Origin of the sequence: Corynebacterium sp. ES2794-CONJ1 (assembly GCF_025660615.1) — a bacterium.
GTDB lineage: Bacteria > Actinomycetota > Actinomycetes > Mycobacteriales > Mycobacteriaceae > Corynebacterium.
This window is the reverse complement of record NZ_JAOTIM010000002.1, coordinates 127872-145925: the sequence shown is the minus strand read 5'-3', so window position 1 is coordinate 145925 and position 18054 is coordinate 127872. Positions and strand designations below refer to the sequence as shown.

Annotated in this window: 15 protein-coding genes; 13 read left to right on the top strand and 2 right to left on the bottom strand. The window is 53.7% G+C overall.

Annotated features, from left to right (window positions below; genetic code table 11):
• Positions 1-50: 50 nt before the first annotated feature.
• The 3 genes from N7326_RS03005 (at position 51) to N7326_RS02995 (ending at position 5161) form a co-directional block, all read left to right on the top strand.
• On the top strand, positions 51-3206 hold the full coding sequence (locus N7326_RS03005; protein WP_259289333.1) for an error-prone DNA polymerase: 3156 nt from the start codon (positions 51-53) through the stop codon (positions 3204-3206).
• 66 nt (positions 3207-3272) lie between these two features.
• Positions 3273-3737, top strand: a complete 465-nt coding sequence (locus N7326_RS03000; RefSeq protein ID WP_259077238.1) for a PH domain-containing protein — start codon at positions 3273-3275, stop codon at positions 3735-3737.
• Positions 3734-5161 (top strand): PH domain-containing protein, encoded by a 1428-nt coding sequence (locus N7326_RS02995; RefSeq protein ID WP_259289332.1) that lies wholly within the window; start codon positions 3734-3736, stop codon positions 5159-5161. The genes N7326_RS03000 and N7326_RS02995 overlap by 4 nt, the downstream gene beginning before the upstream one ends.
• 58 nt (positions 5162-5219) lie before the next feature.
• On the opposite strand, the gene N7326_RS02990 is transcribed toward N7326_RS02995, so the two are convergent.
• Positions 5220-5696 (bottom strand): tRNA (cytidine(34)-2'-O)-methyltransferase, encoded by a 477-nt coding sequence (locus tag N7326_RS02990; protein WP_259077236.1) that lies wholly within the window; start codon positions 5694-5696, stop codon positions 5220-5222.
• Between the two features lie 32 nt (positions 5697-5728).
• Here N7326_RS02990 and N7326_RS02985 point away from each other — a divergent pair, with 32 nt between their 5' ends.
• The 3 genes from N7326_RS02985 to N7326_RS02975 all read left to right on the top strand — a co-directional run bounded on the left by N7326_RS02985 (position 5729) and on the right by N7326_RS02975 (position 8930).
• Positions 5729-7366, top strand: a complete 1638-nt coding sequence (locus N7326_RS02985; protein ID WP_259077235.1) for a cation:proton antiporter family protein — start codon at positions 5729-5731, stop codon at positions 7364-7366.
• Between the two features lie 48 nt (positions 7367-7414).
• Positions 7415-8272 carry a bifunctional methylenetetrahydrofolate dehydrogenase/methenyltetrahydrofolate cyclohydrolase gene (locus N7326_RS02980; protein WP_259077234.1) on the top strand — a complete coding sequence of 286 codons (858 nt, stop codon included), beginning with the start codon at positions 7415-7417 and terminating at the stop codon, positions 8270-8272.
• Between the two features lie 295 nt (positions 8273-8567).
• Complete coding sequence (locus tag N7326_RS02975) at positions 8568-8930, top strand: DUF3017 domain-containing protein (protein WP_259077233.1); 363 nt, start codon at positions 8568-8570, stop codon at positions 8928-8930.
• Positions 8931-9152: 222 nt separating this feature from the next.
• Here N7326_RS02975 and N7326_RS02970 read toward each other — a convergent pair whose 3' ends face one another.
• The gene (locus N7326_RS02970; protein WP_259077232.1) at positions 9153-9728 is read right to left on the bottom strand and encodes a hemin receptor; all 576 of its coding nucleotides are present in this window, start codon (positions 9726-9728) and stop codon (positions 9153-9155) included.
• Positions 9729-9901: 173 nt separating this feature from the next.
• Here N7326_RS02970 and N7326_RS02965 point away from each other — a divergent pair, with 173 nt between their 5' ends.
• The 7 genes from N7326_RS02965 to N7326_RS02935 all read left to right on the top strand — a co-directional run bounded on the left by N7326_RS02965 (position 9902) and on the right by N7326_RS02935 (position 18047).
• Entirely contained in the window at positions 9902-11824 is a 1923-nt protein-coding gene (locus N7326_RS02965) for an HtaA domain-containing protein (protein ID WP_259289412.1), read from the top strand.
• Between the two features lie 109 nt (positions 11825-11933).
• Positions 11934-12947, top strand: coding sequence for a heme/hemin ABC transporter substrate-binding protein (locus N7326_RS02960; RefSeq protein WP_259158177.1), 1014 nt, complete (start codon positions 11934-11936; stop codon positions 12945-12947).
• The gene (locus tag N7326_RS02955; RefSeq protein WP_259289331.1) at positions 12931-14004 is read left to right on the top strand and encodes a FecCD family ABC transporter permease; all 1074 of its coding nucleotides are present in this window, start codon (positions 12931-12933) and stop codon (positions 14002-14004) included. Before N7326_RS02960 ends, N7326_RS02955 begins: the two co-directional genes overlap by 17 nt.
• Positions 14001-14804, top strand: a complete 804-nt coding sequence (locus N7326_RS02950) for a heme ABC transporter ATP-binding protein (protein ID WP_259077229.1) — start codon at positions 14001-14003, stop codon at positions 14802-14804. The genes N7326_RS02955 and N7326_RS02950 overlap by 4 nt, the downstream gene beginning before the upstream one ends.
• A gap of 42 nt (positions 14805-14846) precedes the next feature.
• The gene (locus tag N7326_RS02945; RefSeq protein ID WP_259289330.1) at positions 14847-16028 is read left to right on the top strand and encodes an HtaA domain-containing protein; all 1182 of its coding nucleotides are present in this window, start codon (positions 14847-14849) and stop codon (positions 16026-16028) included.
• 161 nt (positions 16029-16189) lie between these two features.
• Positions 16190-17149 carry an HtaA domain-containing protein gene (locus tag N7326_RS02940; protein WP_259077227.1) on the top strand — a complete coding sequence of 320 codons (960 nt, stop codon included), beginning with the start codon at positions 16190-16192 and terminating at the stop codon, positions 17147-17149.
• Positions 17150-17183: 34 nt separating this feature from the next.
• Positions 17184-18047 carry an HtaA domain-containing protein gene (locus N7326_RS02935; protein WP_259077226.1) on the top strand — a complete coding sequence of 288 codons (864 nt, stop codon included), beginning with the start codon at positions 17184-17186 and terminating at the stop codon, positions 18045-18047.
• Positions 18048-18054: the final 7 nt, after the last annotated feature.

Here is an 18054-nt window from a genome sequence, read left to right as displayed (position 1 = left end):
GGATCGCCTTAAATTCGTACGTATGTTCTAAAATATGATATATATTTCTTGTGGACCCAGCAGGAAATTTTCACGGAAAGCCGCTCAGTTGGTCACGTTTAGAGCGATATTTATCAGGAAAAGAAGCGTGCGAACTGCGGGCTCTACAATCCGAAAGCTTGGAAAAAAATAGCACACCTGTTCAATATTATTCACCCCGATCTCATGTAGAACTCCACGCGGCTAGCTGCTTTAACTTTTTACGCGGCGCATCCACTCCAGAAGAGATGATCGAAGCCGCCGTAGCAGTGGGAGTAGAAGCTATATCTTTGCAGGATAGAGATGGTTTTTATGGGGTAGTGGCCATGGCTGAAGCAGCTGCTGCGCATGGAATAGCTACCGTTTTCGGTGCCGAATTAACACTTGACACCGCTATCCTCTCCGTGATCTGTAAAAACCCCCGCGGATACCAGTTGCTCTCCGAGCTCATTTCCCAAGCCAAGATGGCGGGGGATAAAGACCACTGCCATTACCCCGATCTTCAAGCCATCGCCACGCAGCTATCTGGCCACTGCTATATCCTTGCGTCAGCAGAATGGGCCGAAGAGATAGAAACCCTTTACCAAGCCTTCGGGGCGGAGAATATCCTCCTCGAATACGTGGTGAGTATGAGCCCGACCGATAGCGATGCGCATGCCCTTTTAGACGCACTTCATACTCGCTACCATGGCGAATTAGCGGCCATTGTGACCACGCGGGCATGTGCGGCTCATAGCGGAGCCGCCCCAGTAGCCCAAGCGAAACAAGCGCTGGAGCGTAATCAGGCACTCTCTAGCGCTGCACCTCAACTCGCCGCGATGGGCGCTATGTGGCTGCGTCCGCGTGATCATATCGAAAGTGTTTTAGCTCCACACCACCGACGCTATATCGATCACGCCTGTACCATCGCGCGCGAATGCGCCTTTCAGCTCACCTTAATTAGTCCCAATCTCCCCCAATGGGAGGTACCTGAAGGGCACGACGAATTTAGCTGGTTAGAAGCCTTGGTCCACGAGCGCTTCCCCCAGCGTTATCGCACTAGAGATAAAGAGATTAGGCACAAAGCTGAAGCCCAAATCGCCCATGAACTCTCCGTCATTAAACAACTAGGATTTCCCGGATATTTTCTGATCGTCAGCGACCTCGTCGATTTCGCGCGCACGCGAAATATCTTGTGCCAAGGCCGCGGCTCGGCAGCAAATTCCGCTGTGTGCTTTGCCCTAGGTATTACCAATGTGGAGCCTGTAGCCGCAGGTCTGCTCTTTGAGAGGTTTTTATCTCCCGACCGCGATGGTCCCCCCGATATCGATGTCGATTTCGAATCCACACGTAGGGAGGAAGTTATCCAATACTGCTATGAGCGGTATGGGCGTGAAAACGCTGCGCAAGTAGCTAATATTATTAGCTACCGCCACAAAGGGGCCATCCGCGACGCCGCTCGCGCCTTAGGCTATGCCCCAGGGGCTTCAGACAGCTGGTCAAAAGGAATAACCGAACCCCCACAGGTAGTTTCTACACTTGCCAACCAGCTCTGCGGACACCCCCGCCATCTAGGCATCCACTCTGGGGGTATGGTGATCTGTGATCGGCCCATATCTAGCGTGGTGCCCATAGAATGGGCCCGCAAAAAAGGTCGCAGCGTCGTGCAATGGGATAAAGAAGCCTGCGCGTCGGCCGGGCTGGTCAAATTCGACCTTCTAGGTCTTGGTATGCTTGAAGCTCTGCATCACATGATTGACCTGGTCAAAGAGAGTACAGGCGATGAGATTAACCTGTGGGAACTCGATCTAAGTGACCCCAATATCTACGAGATGCTCAGCCGGGGCGATGCCATAGGAGTCTTCCAAGTAGAATCCAGGGCCCAGCTTAATACCCTGCCCAGATTAAAACCGCGCTGCTTCTTCGACCTCGTCGTGGAAGTTGCTCTGGTACGCCCAGGCCCTATTCAAGGTGGGAGCGTGCACCCATATCTGCGGCGGCGTAGTGGGGTCGAAGAGATCAGTTTCGACCACCCTGTGCTAGAAAAATCTCTCTCCAAAACTTTAGGCGTGCCCCTGTTCCAAGAACAGCTTATGCATATAGCCGTGGATGCAGCCGGCTTTACTGGGACCGAGGCAGACGCCTTACGTCGCGCTATGGGTTCTCGTCGATCAGCAGAGAAAATGTCTCCACTAAAAAAACGCTTCTATTCGGGCCTACGAGAAACCAACGGGATTACGGGGAAAACAGCGGATAAATTATGGAATAAGATCGTAGCTTTCGCGGCCTACGGCTTTCCAGAATCACACGCGCAATCCTTCGCCTCACTGGTTTACTTCTCTGCTTGGTTTAAGTACTACTACCCAGCCCAATTTTGTGTGGGACTCATGCGGGCCCAACCCATGGGCTTTTATTCTCCCCAATCCCTCCTTGCCGACGCCCGTCGGCACGGCATCAGGGTTCTCCCCGTATGCATAAATTCCTCGCGTGCGGAGCCTACCGTCGAAAAAACCGAGGACGGGTGGGGGATAAGGATCGGACTAAATTCCATCAAGGGGCTCCATAAGGTCTCCGATATTGTCGCTCATGCCCCTTACAGCACAATTGCTGATGTGGCGCGCCGGGCGGATGTGAAGACCAGCGATATTGAAGCCCTCGCCCAAGCAGGAGCCCTTGATATTTTTGGAACTGAACGCAGGCAAGCTCTGTGGCAGGCAGGTATAGCGGCCACCGAAAAATCTGATATGTTGCCAGGACTCTCGGTACTGCAGGCGCCGAGTCTACCTGGAATGAACGCTTTTGAGTTAGCGGTAGCTGATATCGCCACCACAGGGCTCACCCATGATAAGCAGCCCATGGTGCTCTTTCGAGAGTATTTGGACAGCGTGGGTATCATTCCCGCCGCTGAGCTATTGAATATCCCTGACGGTACCCGTATTCGAGTGGCCGGAACCGTCACGCACCGCCAAAAGCCCGCGACGGCTGGGGAGGTCACATTTATCGGTATGGAAGATGAGACAGGACTGATCAATGTGGTGATCACACCTGGGCTCTGGAAGCGACAACACGTCCTCGCCCGTACTGCCACCGTGCTGATCGTGCGCGGTATCGTGCGCAACGCAAACCGAGTTGCCTCTATTAGTGCTGATCTCCTAGAGGAATTTTCCCCTGCTGAATTACTCAGCGCTGGTTCACGCGACTTCCACTAAGAAACGGGGCACCGCGCACAGTACAGCGGCATGCGGACAGGGAGAGAAAGTGTATCCTCATTGGGTATGGAGAGATCGTTGCATGCTGTTCATCCGAATCTAGTGAAAGTACGCTATATCTCGCGCCTGCCGTGGCTTATCGTCGCGCTGATTGCCTCTCTGGTGTGGTTTTTTCTCTTTGAGCACTGGGTATGGGCGCTGGCTGTTCCCCTCGCATTACTGGCTATAACCTGCTGGTTTATCTGGTGGATCCCTCGCCAAGTGCACTTTCTTGGATGGCAAGAAACCTCAGAAGAAATCATCATTGCTAGTGGGCGACTCTTTCGCAGCATACGCATTATTCCCTTTGGCCGGGTGCAATATATTGATGTACTGCAAGGCCCCCTTGAGCGCATATACGGACTCAAAACTATCCATATCGTCACAGCTGGCGATGATGCGAGCTATATTCCTGGCTTAGAAGCCGAGACCGCCGAAGCCTTGCGCGAGCGCCTGCTCACATTTGCCAAGGAAAAGATGATCGATCTATGAGCGATATAGACAAGCACCGCCTCCACCCTTTGACCCCAGTGGCTAAAAGTGGCGATGTCATCGTTGCCACCACTGTCTTTGCTATCACCGCCGGCGGCTCCAGTCTCGGAGAACTCGTTGATATGGTGCGCAATAATTGGGATACGGCATACCTGCGGGCAGTTCTGTTACCACTCGTCGCACTCATGGTGTTTCTTGTCATCGTCGGCTCTCTGCTCTATGTGGGCTGGAGAGCGATTAGCTACGAAATTCACGGGACCGAAGTGGTCTACCGGTCGGGGATTATCCGCAAAAAGGTTCGGAGTGCTCGCTTCGATAAGATTCAAGCGATTGAATTATTCGAACCGATCAATGCGCGCATTTTTGGGCTGGCAGCGGTGCGATTAGAACAAGCTGGCGGGACTAATAGCCATGTTGACATCGCTTATCTCAAGCGCGCTGACGCGCTTGCGCTCAAAGACCAGCTGCTCGGGCAAACCCGCCGACACACCGCAGCGCCTACTCGTGAAAAGCTAGATCGAGCTGAGGATAAACCTTCTCCCCATAATTCACCACAGGACACAGCTACCCTTTCCCCAGAGATTATCGTGCCACCCATACCTGTATGGATGTCACTTACGGCAGCCGCGCTCTCCAAATCGACGCTGATCTCACTGCTGATCACAATTCCTCTCTTTATTTTTCAGCCACTACCTACGATCGCTATTTTCTCTTTCCTTCTTCCCTTAGTAGTCAACGCCTTTCAGATCATTGATCGTTCGTATCGCTTCACAGTTGAGCGCGATGGTGAAACCCTCAATATCAGTTATGGGCTGCTGAACTTGGAACGAAAAACTCTGCACGCTGAACGCACTCACGCGGTTGATATGGTGCAACCAGTGACCTGGCGGCTTCTCGACTGGTGGTTGGTGCGCGTGTCTGTGGCAGGTTATGGCAATGCCGAACGCGGTATGCTTGTTCTCCCCATTGGCAATAAAGAAAAAGCGATGAAAGTTGTTGCCGCTCTCATGGGTAATACCATAAATCCCGATCTAAAAGAACAATCGCCAGCAGATGACCTCGATAATATACGGCCTCAAACGTCGAGGCCGTGGGAGATTTATCGCAGCCCACAACGAGCTCGGTTTGTTTCCCCTATCGACTGGAATAGGCAGTATGTTCTGCTCAACGAGGATTTTATAATCAGCACACGCGGGCGGATCGGGCGCAGTGTCGCCATGGCTCACCGCCGACATATCCAGCACCTAGAGCTAAGCCACGGACCATTCGAACGTCTCGCTGGGATCGAATCGGTGACCATGGCTATCATTCCTGGCCCCGTGACCATCAAAGCTCGCCAGTTGGGTCTGCAGGACGCGCGCGGGCTCATCGCCGAGGTGGCTGAACTAGATCTCAACCACTATCTCTCAGTTTCGAACCGATAGGGGAGGCACAGCCTAGGCGCCGGATAGGATAACGGCGCCCTGCTCTGAAATCTCAGCTTTAGGATTCGGCTGCGCCTTCAAATCCGAACTGACGCCACGCTTCGAATGTGGCAATGGCAGCGGCATTGGCAAGATTGAGGGAGCGTCGACCTGCGAGCATGGGAATGCGCACGATGTCGGTTATGCGGGGGTGGTGGAGAGCCTCCTCGCTAAGCCCCGTTGGTTCCGGCCCAAAGAGTAAAATATCGCCACGCTGATAGCTGATATCTGCGTAATTGGTGGTGCCATGAGAACTGAAGGCGAAAACGCGTCCGTGGGGGAGGGAGGTAAAGACATCAGCGAGGTTCTCGTGAACGCTGAGCACTGCTAAATCGTGATAATCTAAACCTGCCCTGCGCAGGTTTTTATCTTCAAAATTAAAACCAAGAGGACCAGCTACATGCAGGTGTGCGCCAGTTGCCGCGCTGAGCCTGATGGCATTGCCGGTATTGGGAGGAATGCAGGGCTGATCGAAGACGATATGAAGCAGAGACATACGCAATATACTAGTGACTAAGAGAAGAATATATGCCAGCCGAAATCCTCTTTCCCGCGATTATCGCCATCATCGGCGGTCTAGGCGCTGCTGCTCTCCGCTTGCCGCCACTGGTTGGATTCCTTGCAGCAGGGTTCTTCATGAGCTTTCTCGGAATCGAGCACATCCCCGGAATTGAAGAACTGGGGGAAGTTGGGGTAGCCGTTCTCTTATTCACAATTGGTTTGCATTTAGATATTCGAATGCTCACGAAAATCCGAATTGTGGGCACAGCCCTCGGCCACGTTATAGCTAATACGGCCGTATTTGCACTTCTGTTTGGCGTTCTGTCCTCAGTACCTTTCTTGGTTTTCCTCGCCTCGGGGTGGACAAGTGCCTTGATAATCGGCTTGGCCTCTTCATTCTCGTCAACAGTCTTTGTCATGGCCATCATCGAAGAAACGGGGCGGGCGCGTTCGCGAGTTGGGCAAATATCCGTCGGCGTTTTAGTGCTCCAAGATATTTTCGCCGTAGCCTTTCTCGTTTTAGCGAGCGGACAAGTGCCACAACCGTGGGCCATCGTGCTCGTCGCTCTACCTGTCATTAGACCTCTGGTAGGTAGGTTGCCTGATCGCGTTTACCGGATCGAATTACTGGTTCTCGCAGGTGTTACTACCGCTATTGGTGCCTATGCTCTGTTCGAACTCGCCGGATTATCGGGAAGCTTCGGCGCCCTAGTCATGGGCTTAGTCATCTCCGGTCACCCCATTGCCGGGCGCCTTTTCACCGCCTTAACCAGTGTACGCGAACTCCTGCTGGTGGGATTCTTTATCGCTATCGGCCTGGGTGGTTTCCCTTCCATCGAGGGTTTATTATTAGCCGGTCTCCTCCTAGCACTGCTCCCTCTCAAGGCAGGATTATTCATGATAATCCTGTACAAAGTGGGAATGTCGAGTCGCACTGCGTTGCTGACGGCTGGCGCGCTTGCGAACTATTCGGAGTTTGGTCTGATCGTTGCCGCTCTCGCCGTGGAACGAGGTTTTCTCAATGGGGCGTGGGTGCAGATCATGGCCGTGGCAGTCGCTGGCTCCTTCGTCCTTAATGCCCTAGCGAAATTGAAGATGGACGTGCTATTCGACCGCTTGGTCGATATATTGCCGCAGCGAGACCCCTCCAAGCTGGCTGCTGGCGAACGTCCCCTTGATGTCGGCGGAGTTGACGCCATGATCTTAGGGATGGGACGCGTAGGTGCAGGTGCCTATAAGCGACTCACAGAGGCGTATGGGTTAACCGTGGCCGGGATCGAACACGACGAGTCACGCGTGAATGCGCTGCGTCGGCACGGGTATATTGTCTTCCATGGCGATGCCACCGACCCTGAATTATGGGCTCGCATGTGCGCTAGTTCCCATGAACCACAACTGCTGGTGCTAGCGATGCCCGATCATGGTGCCAATATCGAAGCCCTAGCCCACGTGCGCGCGCAAAGTTCGACCATCAAGACTGCGGCGATCGCGAAATATGGCTACCGTGCTCAACAGTTACGTGAGATGGGCATTGATGCGGGCGTTAACCTCTACTCGGGTGCTGGCACGGAGCTTGCCGACGTCGCCTTCAGAGCCCTTCACGGTTCTGAGGTGGAACTGGATTCCGAATTTCAGACCAACCCGCTTGATGCGGCCGGAAACTAGAACAGCGAACACCCCACAAGGCTGCCTAATCATGGAATAATTACCCCCATGACTGCTCTCAAACTTGACGGTAACCTATACCGCGATGAAATTTTCGCCGATCTTAAAACTCGCGTGGCCGCGCTCAGGGAGCGGGGAATTACTCCAGGTTTAGGGACCGTCCTCGTAGGCGATGATCCCGCCTCACACTCCTATGTGAAAATGAAGCACCGCGATTGCGCCGAGGTAGGAGTGCGCTCTATTCGCCGAGATCTGCCCGCGAATGCCTCCCACGAAGACTTACTCGCAGTTATCGAGGAACTCAACCACGATCCCGAATGTACGGGATATATCGTGCAATTACCGCTGCCGAAACATATCGACGAAAACGCCATCCTTGAGGCTATCGACCCAGCCAAAGACGCCGATGGTCTACATCCCATTAACTTAGGGAAACTAGTTCTCAACGAACCGGCACCGCTGCCGTGTACGCCCAACGGGGCGCTCCACCTGCTCAGCCGCTTTGGGGTAGCTACCCAAGGAAAGCACGTCGTTATCATTGGCCGTGGAGTAACAGTGGGCCGTCCCATGGGGCTGATGCTCACCAGACGATCAGACAATGCCACCGTCACCTTATGTCATACCGGGACTGTGGATCTCAAAGCGGAAACTCTACGCGCAGATATTATTGTTGCTGCCGCTGGAGTGGGGCATATGTTAACCCCCGATATGGTCGCACCCGGTGCCGCCGTTCTCGATGTGGGAGTGTCTCGAGTCGATGGTCGCCTCGTTGGTGACGTCCACCCAGGGGTTCTTAAGGTTGCCGGCTATGTATCTCCTAATCCAGGTGGCGTGGGCCCTTTGACGCGGGCCTTTTTAGTGCGCAATGTAGTCGAACGAGCCGAATCCCACCTCTTGGGGAACTAAGGCTACACGAGGCGATCGCTTAAATTCGTTGACCCCTCGGACTGCTTTGTGATTTCTACGCTCTACTCTTAGGCGCCTGAGCGCCTGAGCGCCTCGTCGAGAAGCGACCGAACTCGCAGCTCTGAGGCACAGCTGAGCGCTCTTACACAGGCATATCAGGTTTTGGAGGTTTTGAGATCACTAGGCTTTTTGAATACATTGGGGTTAGTTGCGCAGCACGGGAGAGAGGGCGCGCACGCTCGTGTCAGCAGATAACGCCATACGCGCCGTGGTGCAGAAATCAGAGGTCTTTTCCATGAAACCGACACACCCCGTCACACTAGCGGAGATCAAAGATCTCGATCGTCTACTCATCAACCCCCATGATGCCAATCTGAAAAAGTCCTCTGTCCCTCCACTTCTACAGCGCATTGGTATCGCTCTCTTTGTGGTGTTGGTTTTCCTGTCTGGTTTTCTTTCCTATACCGAACACTGGCGCCGCGCCACATTTGCTCTTGGAGCTGCCATGATGTGGCTGAGCTTATTGCGATTAGTCTGCGATTCTCGAGTGATGGGTATCCTCTCGGTGCGCTCGCGCGGAAAGGATGCAGTATTCACTGGATGTTTGGGCTTTGCCATGCTGTTTTTGTCCGCGTCCGTGGACGCACTCGGTAGTTAGAGGTAGTTAAGAATTAAGCCGCGTGCCTAGTGTCTCTCCATGGGGGTGCGCCCCCTATTGGGAACTTGGGGGTGAAATTGGGGGTGGTGAACGGTGATAAGGGTTCTTTAATTGGGGAACTTTTTGTAGATACTTCATCTTCCCCGACACTTCCCGACCCACCACGATCAGGAAATGTCGCTAGTGAGGCTACGGGTTCATGTAATTTTTCAAGTGGTAGAACTAATCTGAAGCCGATATCTTTTTACTTCCTACTTGGGGCATAGTGATTGTGTCATCGGAGGCAACCGATTGAGAGGCGTCAGTGGTGGGATGCTGTTCAGGCTTATCTTTTGACTGTGTCCATCTCGGGCTGAAACCCGGCAGCACCCAGATCAGCAGGAAGGTGAGACCAGCACCCAGTCCTGCACCGACAAGGCGGTGATCGTCACCGATAAGGAAATAAATGGCGGCGTTTAAGCCCGCGATAACTACCCAGAAGATGCCAAGGACAAATCCGAGCCTGCGGGGAATAAAACTATTTTTTTCGGCCCAGTCCAACTGCGGAAAACGATCGCGGGCCTCTTTGCGGATGCGTCGTGACGTACGTTGGGCGGGGGCAATGGTCGCGAAAAGCGTGGCTAAGAACGCAACGCCGAGCACGATTGCATCGCCCACGATAAAACCGAAACTGAAGAGGGCGAGTGCACCAGCGCAGGCGAAGCGTTCAAAGAGGCTCAGGGGAAGAGGCTGTTGGGGGTCCACGTCGGGGTAGAGAAATTGAAAGGAGTCGCTCGTGGAGGGGAGCCGATTAGTCAAAAGCAATCCTTCGATAGCGGGAATGGTCAAATCACTGGGCTAAGTGTAGCCTAATATTCACATTTTTAATATGTGCTTAACTAGAGGCTAGCTTGCTCATGTCAACCTAAATCTTTGCCCATATTATGCCCATACTTTTCGATCCCTGGTGGGGAGAAACGAGATCGATAGTGATGCCAACTCGTTATCCGGTGAGTACTGCTCCCAGATATTATGGTCCCTTCAAGGGCCTTGTGCGGAGCACGGCAAAAAGCCTCGTCGTCATCCCAGCTCTCTTGGGACTACTTTTCCTCAGCGCACCAACTGCTATGGTGCCAGAAGCTGCAGCTCAAACCACCTGTGCTATGAACTGGGGTGTGAAAAAGAGTTTTCGGGAATATATTGTTGGCCCCATTGCTCAGGGGGGCTGGCAGCAAAGCTCGGGGATTGGCTTTACTGGCTCCCCGACCGGGGCTGATAGCGCCTTCGTATTTACTCCTGGTAAGGCCACGATCGAGAGCCCCAGTGAGGCGATTATTCCCATGCAAGGGGTGCTGAAATTTCAAGGACATAAAGCAGCGGACGGCTCTCAATACTTACTCGATATGGAGATCAGCGATATCAAAGTCAAAGCCTCGGGTATTACGGCCGAAATTATTGCTGACTACAAATCTTACGAAGCCGATATGACGCAGGTGGAGAAAACTACGCGTGGCGCCCCAATCAGCGGCGATGATGTCACCATCGCTATTATTTCCCTCAATAATGCCGTCAATACCGAATCCGGGATCGTTGATCTAGGTGGCACTGTGACGCTCGCCGCTGGTGGAGATGCCCTCTTCCTCAACGCCTATCAACAAGGATCGCTCTTAGATTCGACCTCGGGAACAGTTAAACTGGATGGATCCTGCCAAAACTCCAGTACAGGCGACTTTGCAGCAAATGGTACTACCGGCGGCGGCGATTTCTGCGCCAGCGGACTTAGGCGTATCGACGGTAATTTTTCAGGTACTGCGGGTGAAGTCATGGGCATGGTCTCGGAGTTTAACGACACCATGGGGGCCATTCACACATTGATGTGTAATTCCATGCGCTTTACAGATACGGTGCATAAATTTGCAGGCCTTGAGGATAGTAACCGCACCCAGCCGGCCAACCCCAATCAGCAGGCCGCTCAATCGAGTACCAATCAACGCACTGGTACAGCATCAGGCACAACCGTGACACCAGGCGGGGTGTCAGATCCTAGCGCACCAAATCCCACGCGCATGACGTACAATACCGAGGTTTGTCAGGCAGCGGATGCTCGCGGAATCGCGCAGGCGGATGCTCGATGGGGGATTAAAAAATCCTTTCAATCCTATATCACAGGCTCAATTGCCAAGGGCTCATGGTCACTCGCGGGTGTGCGTTATACGGATGGACAGTTCATCTTCAGCGGTCGTTCAGGTGCTATTGACCCACAGGCGCGCACCGGTACGATTGCTTTTAATGGGGGAGTGAAATTCACAGGCCACCAAGGGGTGCTCAATCTCCAACTGACCAACCCAGAGATACAATTTACGGGCTCAACCGGGCAACTCGTTGCGGCAGTGACCTCTTCTGATACCTCGGGCACGGTCAGCAATTATGGGCGCGTCGTCGTGGCTAACCTACAGTTCGATTCGCTTGATCTTAGTGATAGTTCAGCTAACGGCGCAGCTCGTGTCACTTTGACTGCGGCTGGAGCGCGCGCTTTCGCGGGCTTCTACGAACCAGGTATTGATCTCGATCCCTTGACTTTCTCCGCTACTCTAAAGCCGGGCGCTAATTGCGCGACGGGTCAAGGGGGACGTGCGAGTGCTGCAATAGCTGGCGATTCAGGTAGTGCTGATTCCTCAACACCATTAGATGGTACGCAGCTCGGTGAGGTGATATTTGGTGAGGAGGATGCCGCATTGAACTCGCAGGGTTACACCGAGGGCAAGTCGCGATTTAAAATCAAGAATTCCACCCAAGACGTCACGGGAATACCCATGGATGTTACTCCTGCTGCGTATGCTCTCATGGCGCTTTCGGCATTTGTGATTGCAGGGGGCACCCTCTCCCGCTTAGTTATCAGTCACCCCGCCTCCTAAAATTTTTTAGTCAACCAACGGAGATAACGTGATTTTTTCAGACCAGTATTCTCGCCCACGATCGCATCGTCTTTCCACACTCCTTGCCGGGCCCCTTGCAGCAGTTCTATTGGTTGGGTGCGGTGTACAAGGTGCCTATGACACGAACGCAGCTCTACGTCAGGAGCTTCCTGAGGCACATAGCTTGAGCGATCCGCGAAGTTTCGAGGGAGTGAGTGCGGTTACTGATTTCGATGAGATCGTTCCCGTCACAGACTCCGCGCAACCACACCTTCCTGTGGAATTAACCGATGCCGATGGCTACGATGTCGAAGTCACCGATACCTCCCGAATTGTGGCACTTGATCTCTATGGAACTTATACCAAGACCTTGCGAGGATTGGGTTTGGGCGACAATATTATTGGGCGCACCATTTCCTCTAGCGAAGAGTCCTTAGCTGATCTCCCCGTGGTCACTCAAGGTGGCCATACTATTAACGTGGAGGCAGTGCTTTCTCTGGAGCCCACTCTCGTCATCGTGGATCATTCGATTGGGCCTCGCGATGCTATCGATCAAATTAGAGCCGCCGGGATTACAACGGTGGTGATGGAACCCTCGCGCACCATCGAATCTGTCACCGAAGATATTATGACCCTCGGTGCCACCGTTGGCCTTAATAAAGAAGCTGAAGAATTAGCGCGGCGCACCGAGGCGGAAATTGCTAAAGATAAAGCCGCTATTGATGAGCTCATCCCTGCTGAGCCGATGCGAATGGTCTTCCTCTATGCTCGCGGCAACGGTGGTGTTTTCTTCATTATGGGTGAGGGCACGGGTGCCAAGGACCTCATCGAGGGGGTTGGGGGAATTGATCTTGGTACTGAGTACAACCTGTCCTACGCGGAGCCTGCAAACGCTGAAGCTTTAGCCAAAATTAACCCCGAAGTAATAGTGATGATGAGCGGTGGTCTCGAGTCCACGGGTGGCATTGACGGACTCCTGCAACGTCCTGGCGTGGCACAAACGATCGCCGGTAAAAAGCGCCGTATTGTCACGCTTCCCGATGGACAATCGTTGGCCTTTGGCCCACTAACTGGACAAACTCTCCTGCGATTGGCAAAGGCGATCTATGCCCCCGAGCAATAATATGGCTGCACCACTTATTGCTGAGAGCGGCCACGAAGTCTTTGCCCGCAGGCGCACGAGGCGACAATATACCACTGTGATTCTGCTGGCCTTGGTGATTCTCGCATCCTTACTGTCCCTTATCCTGGGCCAATTCTATATTCCGTTGAAGGATGTACTACCGCTGATGGCAGCGGGACCTGGTCAAGATAATCTTGCTGGAAACGTGATATGGGAGATTAGGCTCCCACGTATCGTGCTAGGGCTTCTCGTTGGTGCGGCCTTAGGGGTCGCGGGAACTCTCATGCAGGCCGTTTTTGCCAATCCACTAGCCGAACCCTCCATTATTGGGGTGACTGCGGGTGCCGGTGTGGGCGCGGGACTCGTCATCGTCTTTGATATCAACCTCCTGGGCACCTTCACAGTTCCGCTCGCGGCCTTTATCTCTGCTGTTATCGTGACAGTGGTCATCTATCAACTTGCTCGATCCCAGGGGAAAGTTCAGGTCGTGAACCTGATATTGACAGGGATCGCGATCAATGCGGTCTGCGGAGCCATCATTTCCTTCATGGTTTATCTTGCGCCAACCGCCAACCGAGAGCAGATCATTTTCTGGCAAATGGGTTCACTTAATGGCTCCCAGTGGAAACACGTAATCGTGGTCGCGCCCATAGTCTTGCTCGGCCTGGTGATGGCTCTGCGTTTGGGACGCACCCTGGATGTCTTGGCGCTCGGCGAGCGCGCCGCGGGGCATACGGGCGTGAATGTTGCGACACTGCGCATTATCGCGATCGGGGCCTCAACTGTCCTCACCGCCGGAGCCGTGGCTTTTGCAGGTCTTATTGGGTTTGTTGGCCTCATTATTCCGCATGTGTTGCGCACCATTTTAGGTCCCGAGAATAAAATTTTAATCCCCACCTCTGCTGCAGCTGGAGCAGCGCTGATCGGCTTTGCCGATGTTTCAGCGCGCACCATGATTGCCTTTGCCGATCTCCCCATCGGTATTTTCACTGCCTTTGTCGGCGGCCCTACATTCTTCATTCTGCTCCGCCGCATGATGAGAAAGGGGCTCCATTGATTTCAGCGTCTCATATCAGTCTCGATCTTGGCGGCCGCACCCTTCTAAACGATATATCCTTTACCGCTGAACCTGGCCATGTCACCGGTCTTATTGGCCCTAATGGGGCGGGGAAGTCGACCCTGCTTGCTGTTCTCTGTGGTGATCTTGAACGGCGCACAGGCACGGTGGATATCGCCGGTGTCGACCCAGCGTCGGCAAGCAGCAAGGAACTTGCACAACGGCGCGCGGTTATGCTCCAAGATGTGAGCGTCTCTTTCGAATTCTTAGTGCGAGATGTGGTGGCCATGGGACGCAGGCCGTGGGAGGGAAGCGAATATGAGGCGCGCGATCAAGCCATTATTGATGCCGCATTGAGTGCGACTGACACATCCCACCTCGCCGGACGCGATATTGCTACTCTTTCGGGAGGAGAACGTGCTCGCGTTGCCCTCGCTCGGGTGCTGGCGCAGCAAACTCCTGTCATCATGCTAGATGAACCTACTGCAGCACTCGATATTAAGCATCAGGAACAAGTCCTAGGTTTGGTACAAGCGATTGCTCGAGCGGCGGGTGTCGCAGTGGTGGTGGTGCTGCATGACCTCAACGCAGCCGCTAGTTACTGCGATAAGATTATTTGCCTAGCCAACGGTACAATCGCGGCTATGGGGTCGGTGGACGACGTCTATACCGCTGAGACCCTCAGCACGATCTACGGGTGGCCCATTGAGGTCACGCACAATAACGGTGTGATCAGTGTGCATCCCAAGCGCCGCTGCCATACCCCATCTGCCACTGAATTTATTAGCCTCCTACAGTAGGATATCCCCGTCTACCTTCGGATCTGACCGAGAGGGCCCATTATGAAGACCATTGTGACCGCTACCGCCATAACCGCAGCACTGTGTAGCCACAATCTTGCAATCGCGAATTCCGCCCCCACCGAGACTGTAATTAGTTGTGCGAACCCAGGCTGGTCTATTACCGGCGGCACATTAGCGTGGGGAATCAAAACCTCGTGGCGTAGCTATATTACCGGCACTATCGCTAAAGGCGACTGGAGCACCACAGACAATGTGACCGATAACGGGTCATTAAAATCTGCGGCGGATTTCCAGTTCCGCATGCCCATCGATCCCTCCACGAGCCGCCTAGCTCTCAATCCTGATGGCAGCATTCACTCTGCCGATATTGAAACGGCACCGGGTGGAATAAGCTTCACCGGCCATAAAGGAGCACTAGCGTCAACATTCCTCTCGCCCTATATCCGCATTGTCGACGGCGAAGTTCGGGCGGGAACAAGCTATGAAGGTTTCTATGTTCCTGGTAAATCAATGACGCGATACCAGCCTGAGGATCGCACTGCCGCTAATCGGGTAGAAGGTAAAGATACCTTCGGGACCTCCCGAGACTTCAGTTATCACCACAATTCTCAACCTGGTGCAGATGACACCATGACAATAACGCTTAGCGCCGAGAATCTGAGAATTAAACCTCAGCCAGGCACCCAAATTCGAGAGATCAACGGGCAGCAGCAGCAATTCATAGAGGGAGTCGATATTGTCTTCCTCGGTACCTATAACCAAGACTACAGGCCAGAACTCGACGATATTACTGTCAGCCTTGATGTTCAGCCCCGCTGCTTGGATGCCACAGCCGCAGCAACTCTACGCCGCGACCTAAGCAAGGAAAGCCTTCCGTCCGAGTATGCACATAGTCGCAACAAACCCACCCGATTAAGCCCCGCTATGGTGGAGGCGCTTAAAACGCTCAACCCTACGTCGCCTGTCGGGCAGATCGCGCCAGAGGATCCGAGTAATGATGACACCCAGGGTCCTTCCGATGCTCCAAAACCTTCCGCAGATTCCTCCCAATCAAGTAATGCTGACAACAAGCAACAGGGGAGTTCCGACCCTGACTTTGGGTCCATCAGGCAGGTGTGGTCGACCATGTTGGCGGTGATCGCGGCTATGGCGAGCATTATGGTGGTGGGGAAGATGCTCGTGGATATTGCCCGACCTTTCCTCTTGGAACATCAGGGGTAGCAGACGGGCGATTAGCCCTTGATATGCTCAGCAAAATGATGAGGTCCTATAGTGGGACTACTCGTGGGAGGTATTGAGAATTTAGGGTTGCCTATATAGAGTAACTGTAGAAATTGTGGCGCGCCCATTGCGCCTAGCACTAAAAGGAGATTCACGTTCTTATGGCACGTACCCGCATCGCCCTCGTTGCAGCCACATCCTTGGTCGCATCACTACTCAATCCCGTAAATGCGCACAGTGCCGAAATGGTGTCGCCTACGTGTACCCAGCCTGGCTTTGTTGTCAGTAAAGGCACGCTGAAGTGGGGCATTAAGCAAACCTGGCGCAGTTATATTCAAGGCCCAGCACAGGGGCGGTGGTCCCTCGAGGGTGCGGTCGGTGACAATGCGGCTCGCCGTACGTCCAGCGAGTACCAATTCTTTTTCGATGTGGATCCAGCCACCACTCGGTTAGTGGGCACCCTGGATGAGAATGGCTCGCTGAAGATCTCTGAGGCTGTCGTAGGTACGAAGAAGTCCCAGATTAACTTCACTGCTCACGAGGGCAAGTTGGCCACCACCCTTCGTTCGCCCTATATCAAAGTGGAAGGAGGGCAAGCAGCAGCCGGCTCTAGCTATATCTCCTATTATGTCCCTGGAAAAGAGATGACGGAGTACGAAAAGTCCGATCTCACCAGTAGCAATCGCCAAGTGGGGACTCAAGAATTCGGTGCCGGTGCTGCGTCCACGTGGGTGATGGGAGAGAATAATACTGTAACGATGAAGGTCACCGGGATGCACTATCGTCCGCAGCCTGGCACTATGGCTGGCATGGTAAGCGGAATCGATACGGCTTTCCTTGGGCAGTACGATGAGCTGGCTCCGCTCGACGACGCCACCCTTGAGCTTAAGGTTCAGCCCCAATGTCTCGACACAGTGAGCACCGCTTCTCTAGGCTATGAAGATAACTTACCCGCAGCGCCAGGTGATAAGCTTGACGCGAACCCTAGCGATCCGAGTACCCCTGAATCCTCCCTTAGCGTCGGCGCCATCGTGGGTATTGTTATAGCGGCAATAGTTGGTGTCGTAGGACTGCTCGCAGCAGCTCTGCAGGCGCTAGCTCCTGGCCTCATCCGCTTCTAAAAACGCCCGTTACTACTATAAGGATAGACACCCTATGTCATTTTCACCCTCCCAGCGCTTCCTAAGTGTTACCACCGCGACCATGATGGCATTGTCTCCTGTGGTGGTGGCGCCCGCAGTTACGGCAACCGAGGCCGTGGTCAAGCAACAAGATGGTTCGCAACCACTTGTTAAAGGCACCTTTGTGTGGGGTTTCCGGAGCAGTTTGGTGCGTTATATCGAGGGGATCATCGCCCAGGGAAAGATTGAGGTCACAGGTCCCGCTACCCGGCTGTCGGGGGATAAGGCCAATGAATTTTCATTCCCTCTCGACCCGGCTCGCTCCTCTATCGATCGAGACGGCAACGGCGAACTGAAATTTGACGGCGGCGTGCATTTCTTCGGGCACCAGCAAGCCGACCGCACCTGGTCTCTCGACGTCGAGCTGAGCAATATCACCCTGCTCGTGGAGGGAGTAAATGTGACGGTACTAGCTGATCATATTACAAAGGGGGATCTCTCCTCTGCCCCAGGAAGTGAAATTAAAGATGGTGTGAAGCAGATTTCAGGTCAACAGGTACGCCTCGCTCAATTTACTCTCGCTGCCCCACTGGTGGATAAAGAGGCAGGTGGCTATTCCTTTATCAACCAGGACACCGCCACCACGCTGGAAGGCTTCACCCAGGCCTTCCTCTCTGATACATATAAGCCTGGAGTCGCTCTCGACGGCCCCGATCTCACCGTGATTAATCGAGAGAATAAACCGGTAGAGAGCTACGGCGGCGAAACTCTCGTCACGAGTGAAAATCGCACGAAGATCATCGTGGGCTCCATTTTTGGTGCGCTTGCCTTTATTGGGGCACTGATCGCCCTCCTGAAGGAAATCGCACCCCGCTTCGGCATTATGCTGCCGTTCTAGACGCCAC

What these genes read in the sequence shown, in the direction of transcription:
- N7326_RS02945 (WP_259289330.1), top strand. Translation starts at nt 14,847, where the DNA reads ATGAAGACCATTGTGACCGCTACCGCCATAACCGCAGCACTGTGTAGC.
- N7326_RS02985 (WP_259077235.1), top strand. Translation starts at nt 5,729, where the DNA reads ATGCCAGCCGAAATCCTCTTTCCCGCGATTATCGCCATCATCGGCGGT.
- N7326_RS03000 (WP_259077238.1), top strand. Translation starts at nt 3,273, where the DNA reads ATGGAGAGATCGTTGCATGCTGTTCATCCGAATCTAGTGAAAGTACGC.
- N7326_RS02935 (WP_259077226.1), top strand. Translation starts at nt 17,184, where the DNA reads ATGTCATTTTCACCCTCCCAGCGCTTCCTAAGTGTTACCACCGCGACC.
- N7326_RS02995 (WP_259289332.1), top strand. Translation starts at nt 3,734, where the DNA reads ATGAGCGATATAGACAAGCACCGCCTCCACCCTTTGACCCCAGTGGCT.
- N7326_RS02975 (WP_259077233.1), top strand. Translation starts at nt 8,568, where the DNA reads ATGAAACCGACACACCCCGTCACACTAGCGGAGATCAAAGATCTCGAT.
- N7326_RS02990 (WP_259077236.1), bottom strand. Translation starts at nt 5,696, where the DNA reads ATGTCTCTGCTTCATATCGTCTTCGATCAGCCCTGCATTCCTCCCAAT.
- N7326_RS02955 (WP_259289331.1), top strand. Translation starts at nt 12,931, where the DNA reads ATGCCCCCGAGCAATAATATGGCTGCACCACTTATTGCTGAGAGCGGC.
- N7326_RS02965 (WP_259289412.1), top strand. Translation starts at nt 9,902, where the DNA reads ATGCCAACTCGTTATCCGGTGAGTACTGCTCCCAGATATTATGGTCCC.
- N7326_RS02940 (WP_259077227.1), top strand. Translation starts at nt 16,190, where the DNA reads ATGGCACGTACCCGCATCGCCCTCGTTGCAGCCACATCCTTGGTCGCA.
- N7326_RS02980 (WP_259077234.1), top strand. Translation starts at nt 7,415, where the DNA reads ATGACTGCTCTCAAACTTGACGGTAACCTATACCGCGATGAAATTTTC.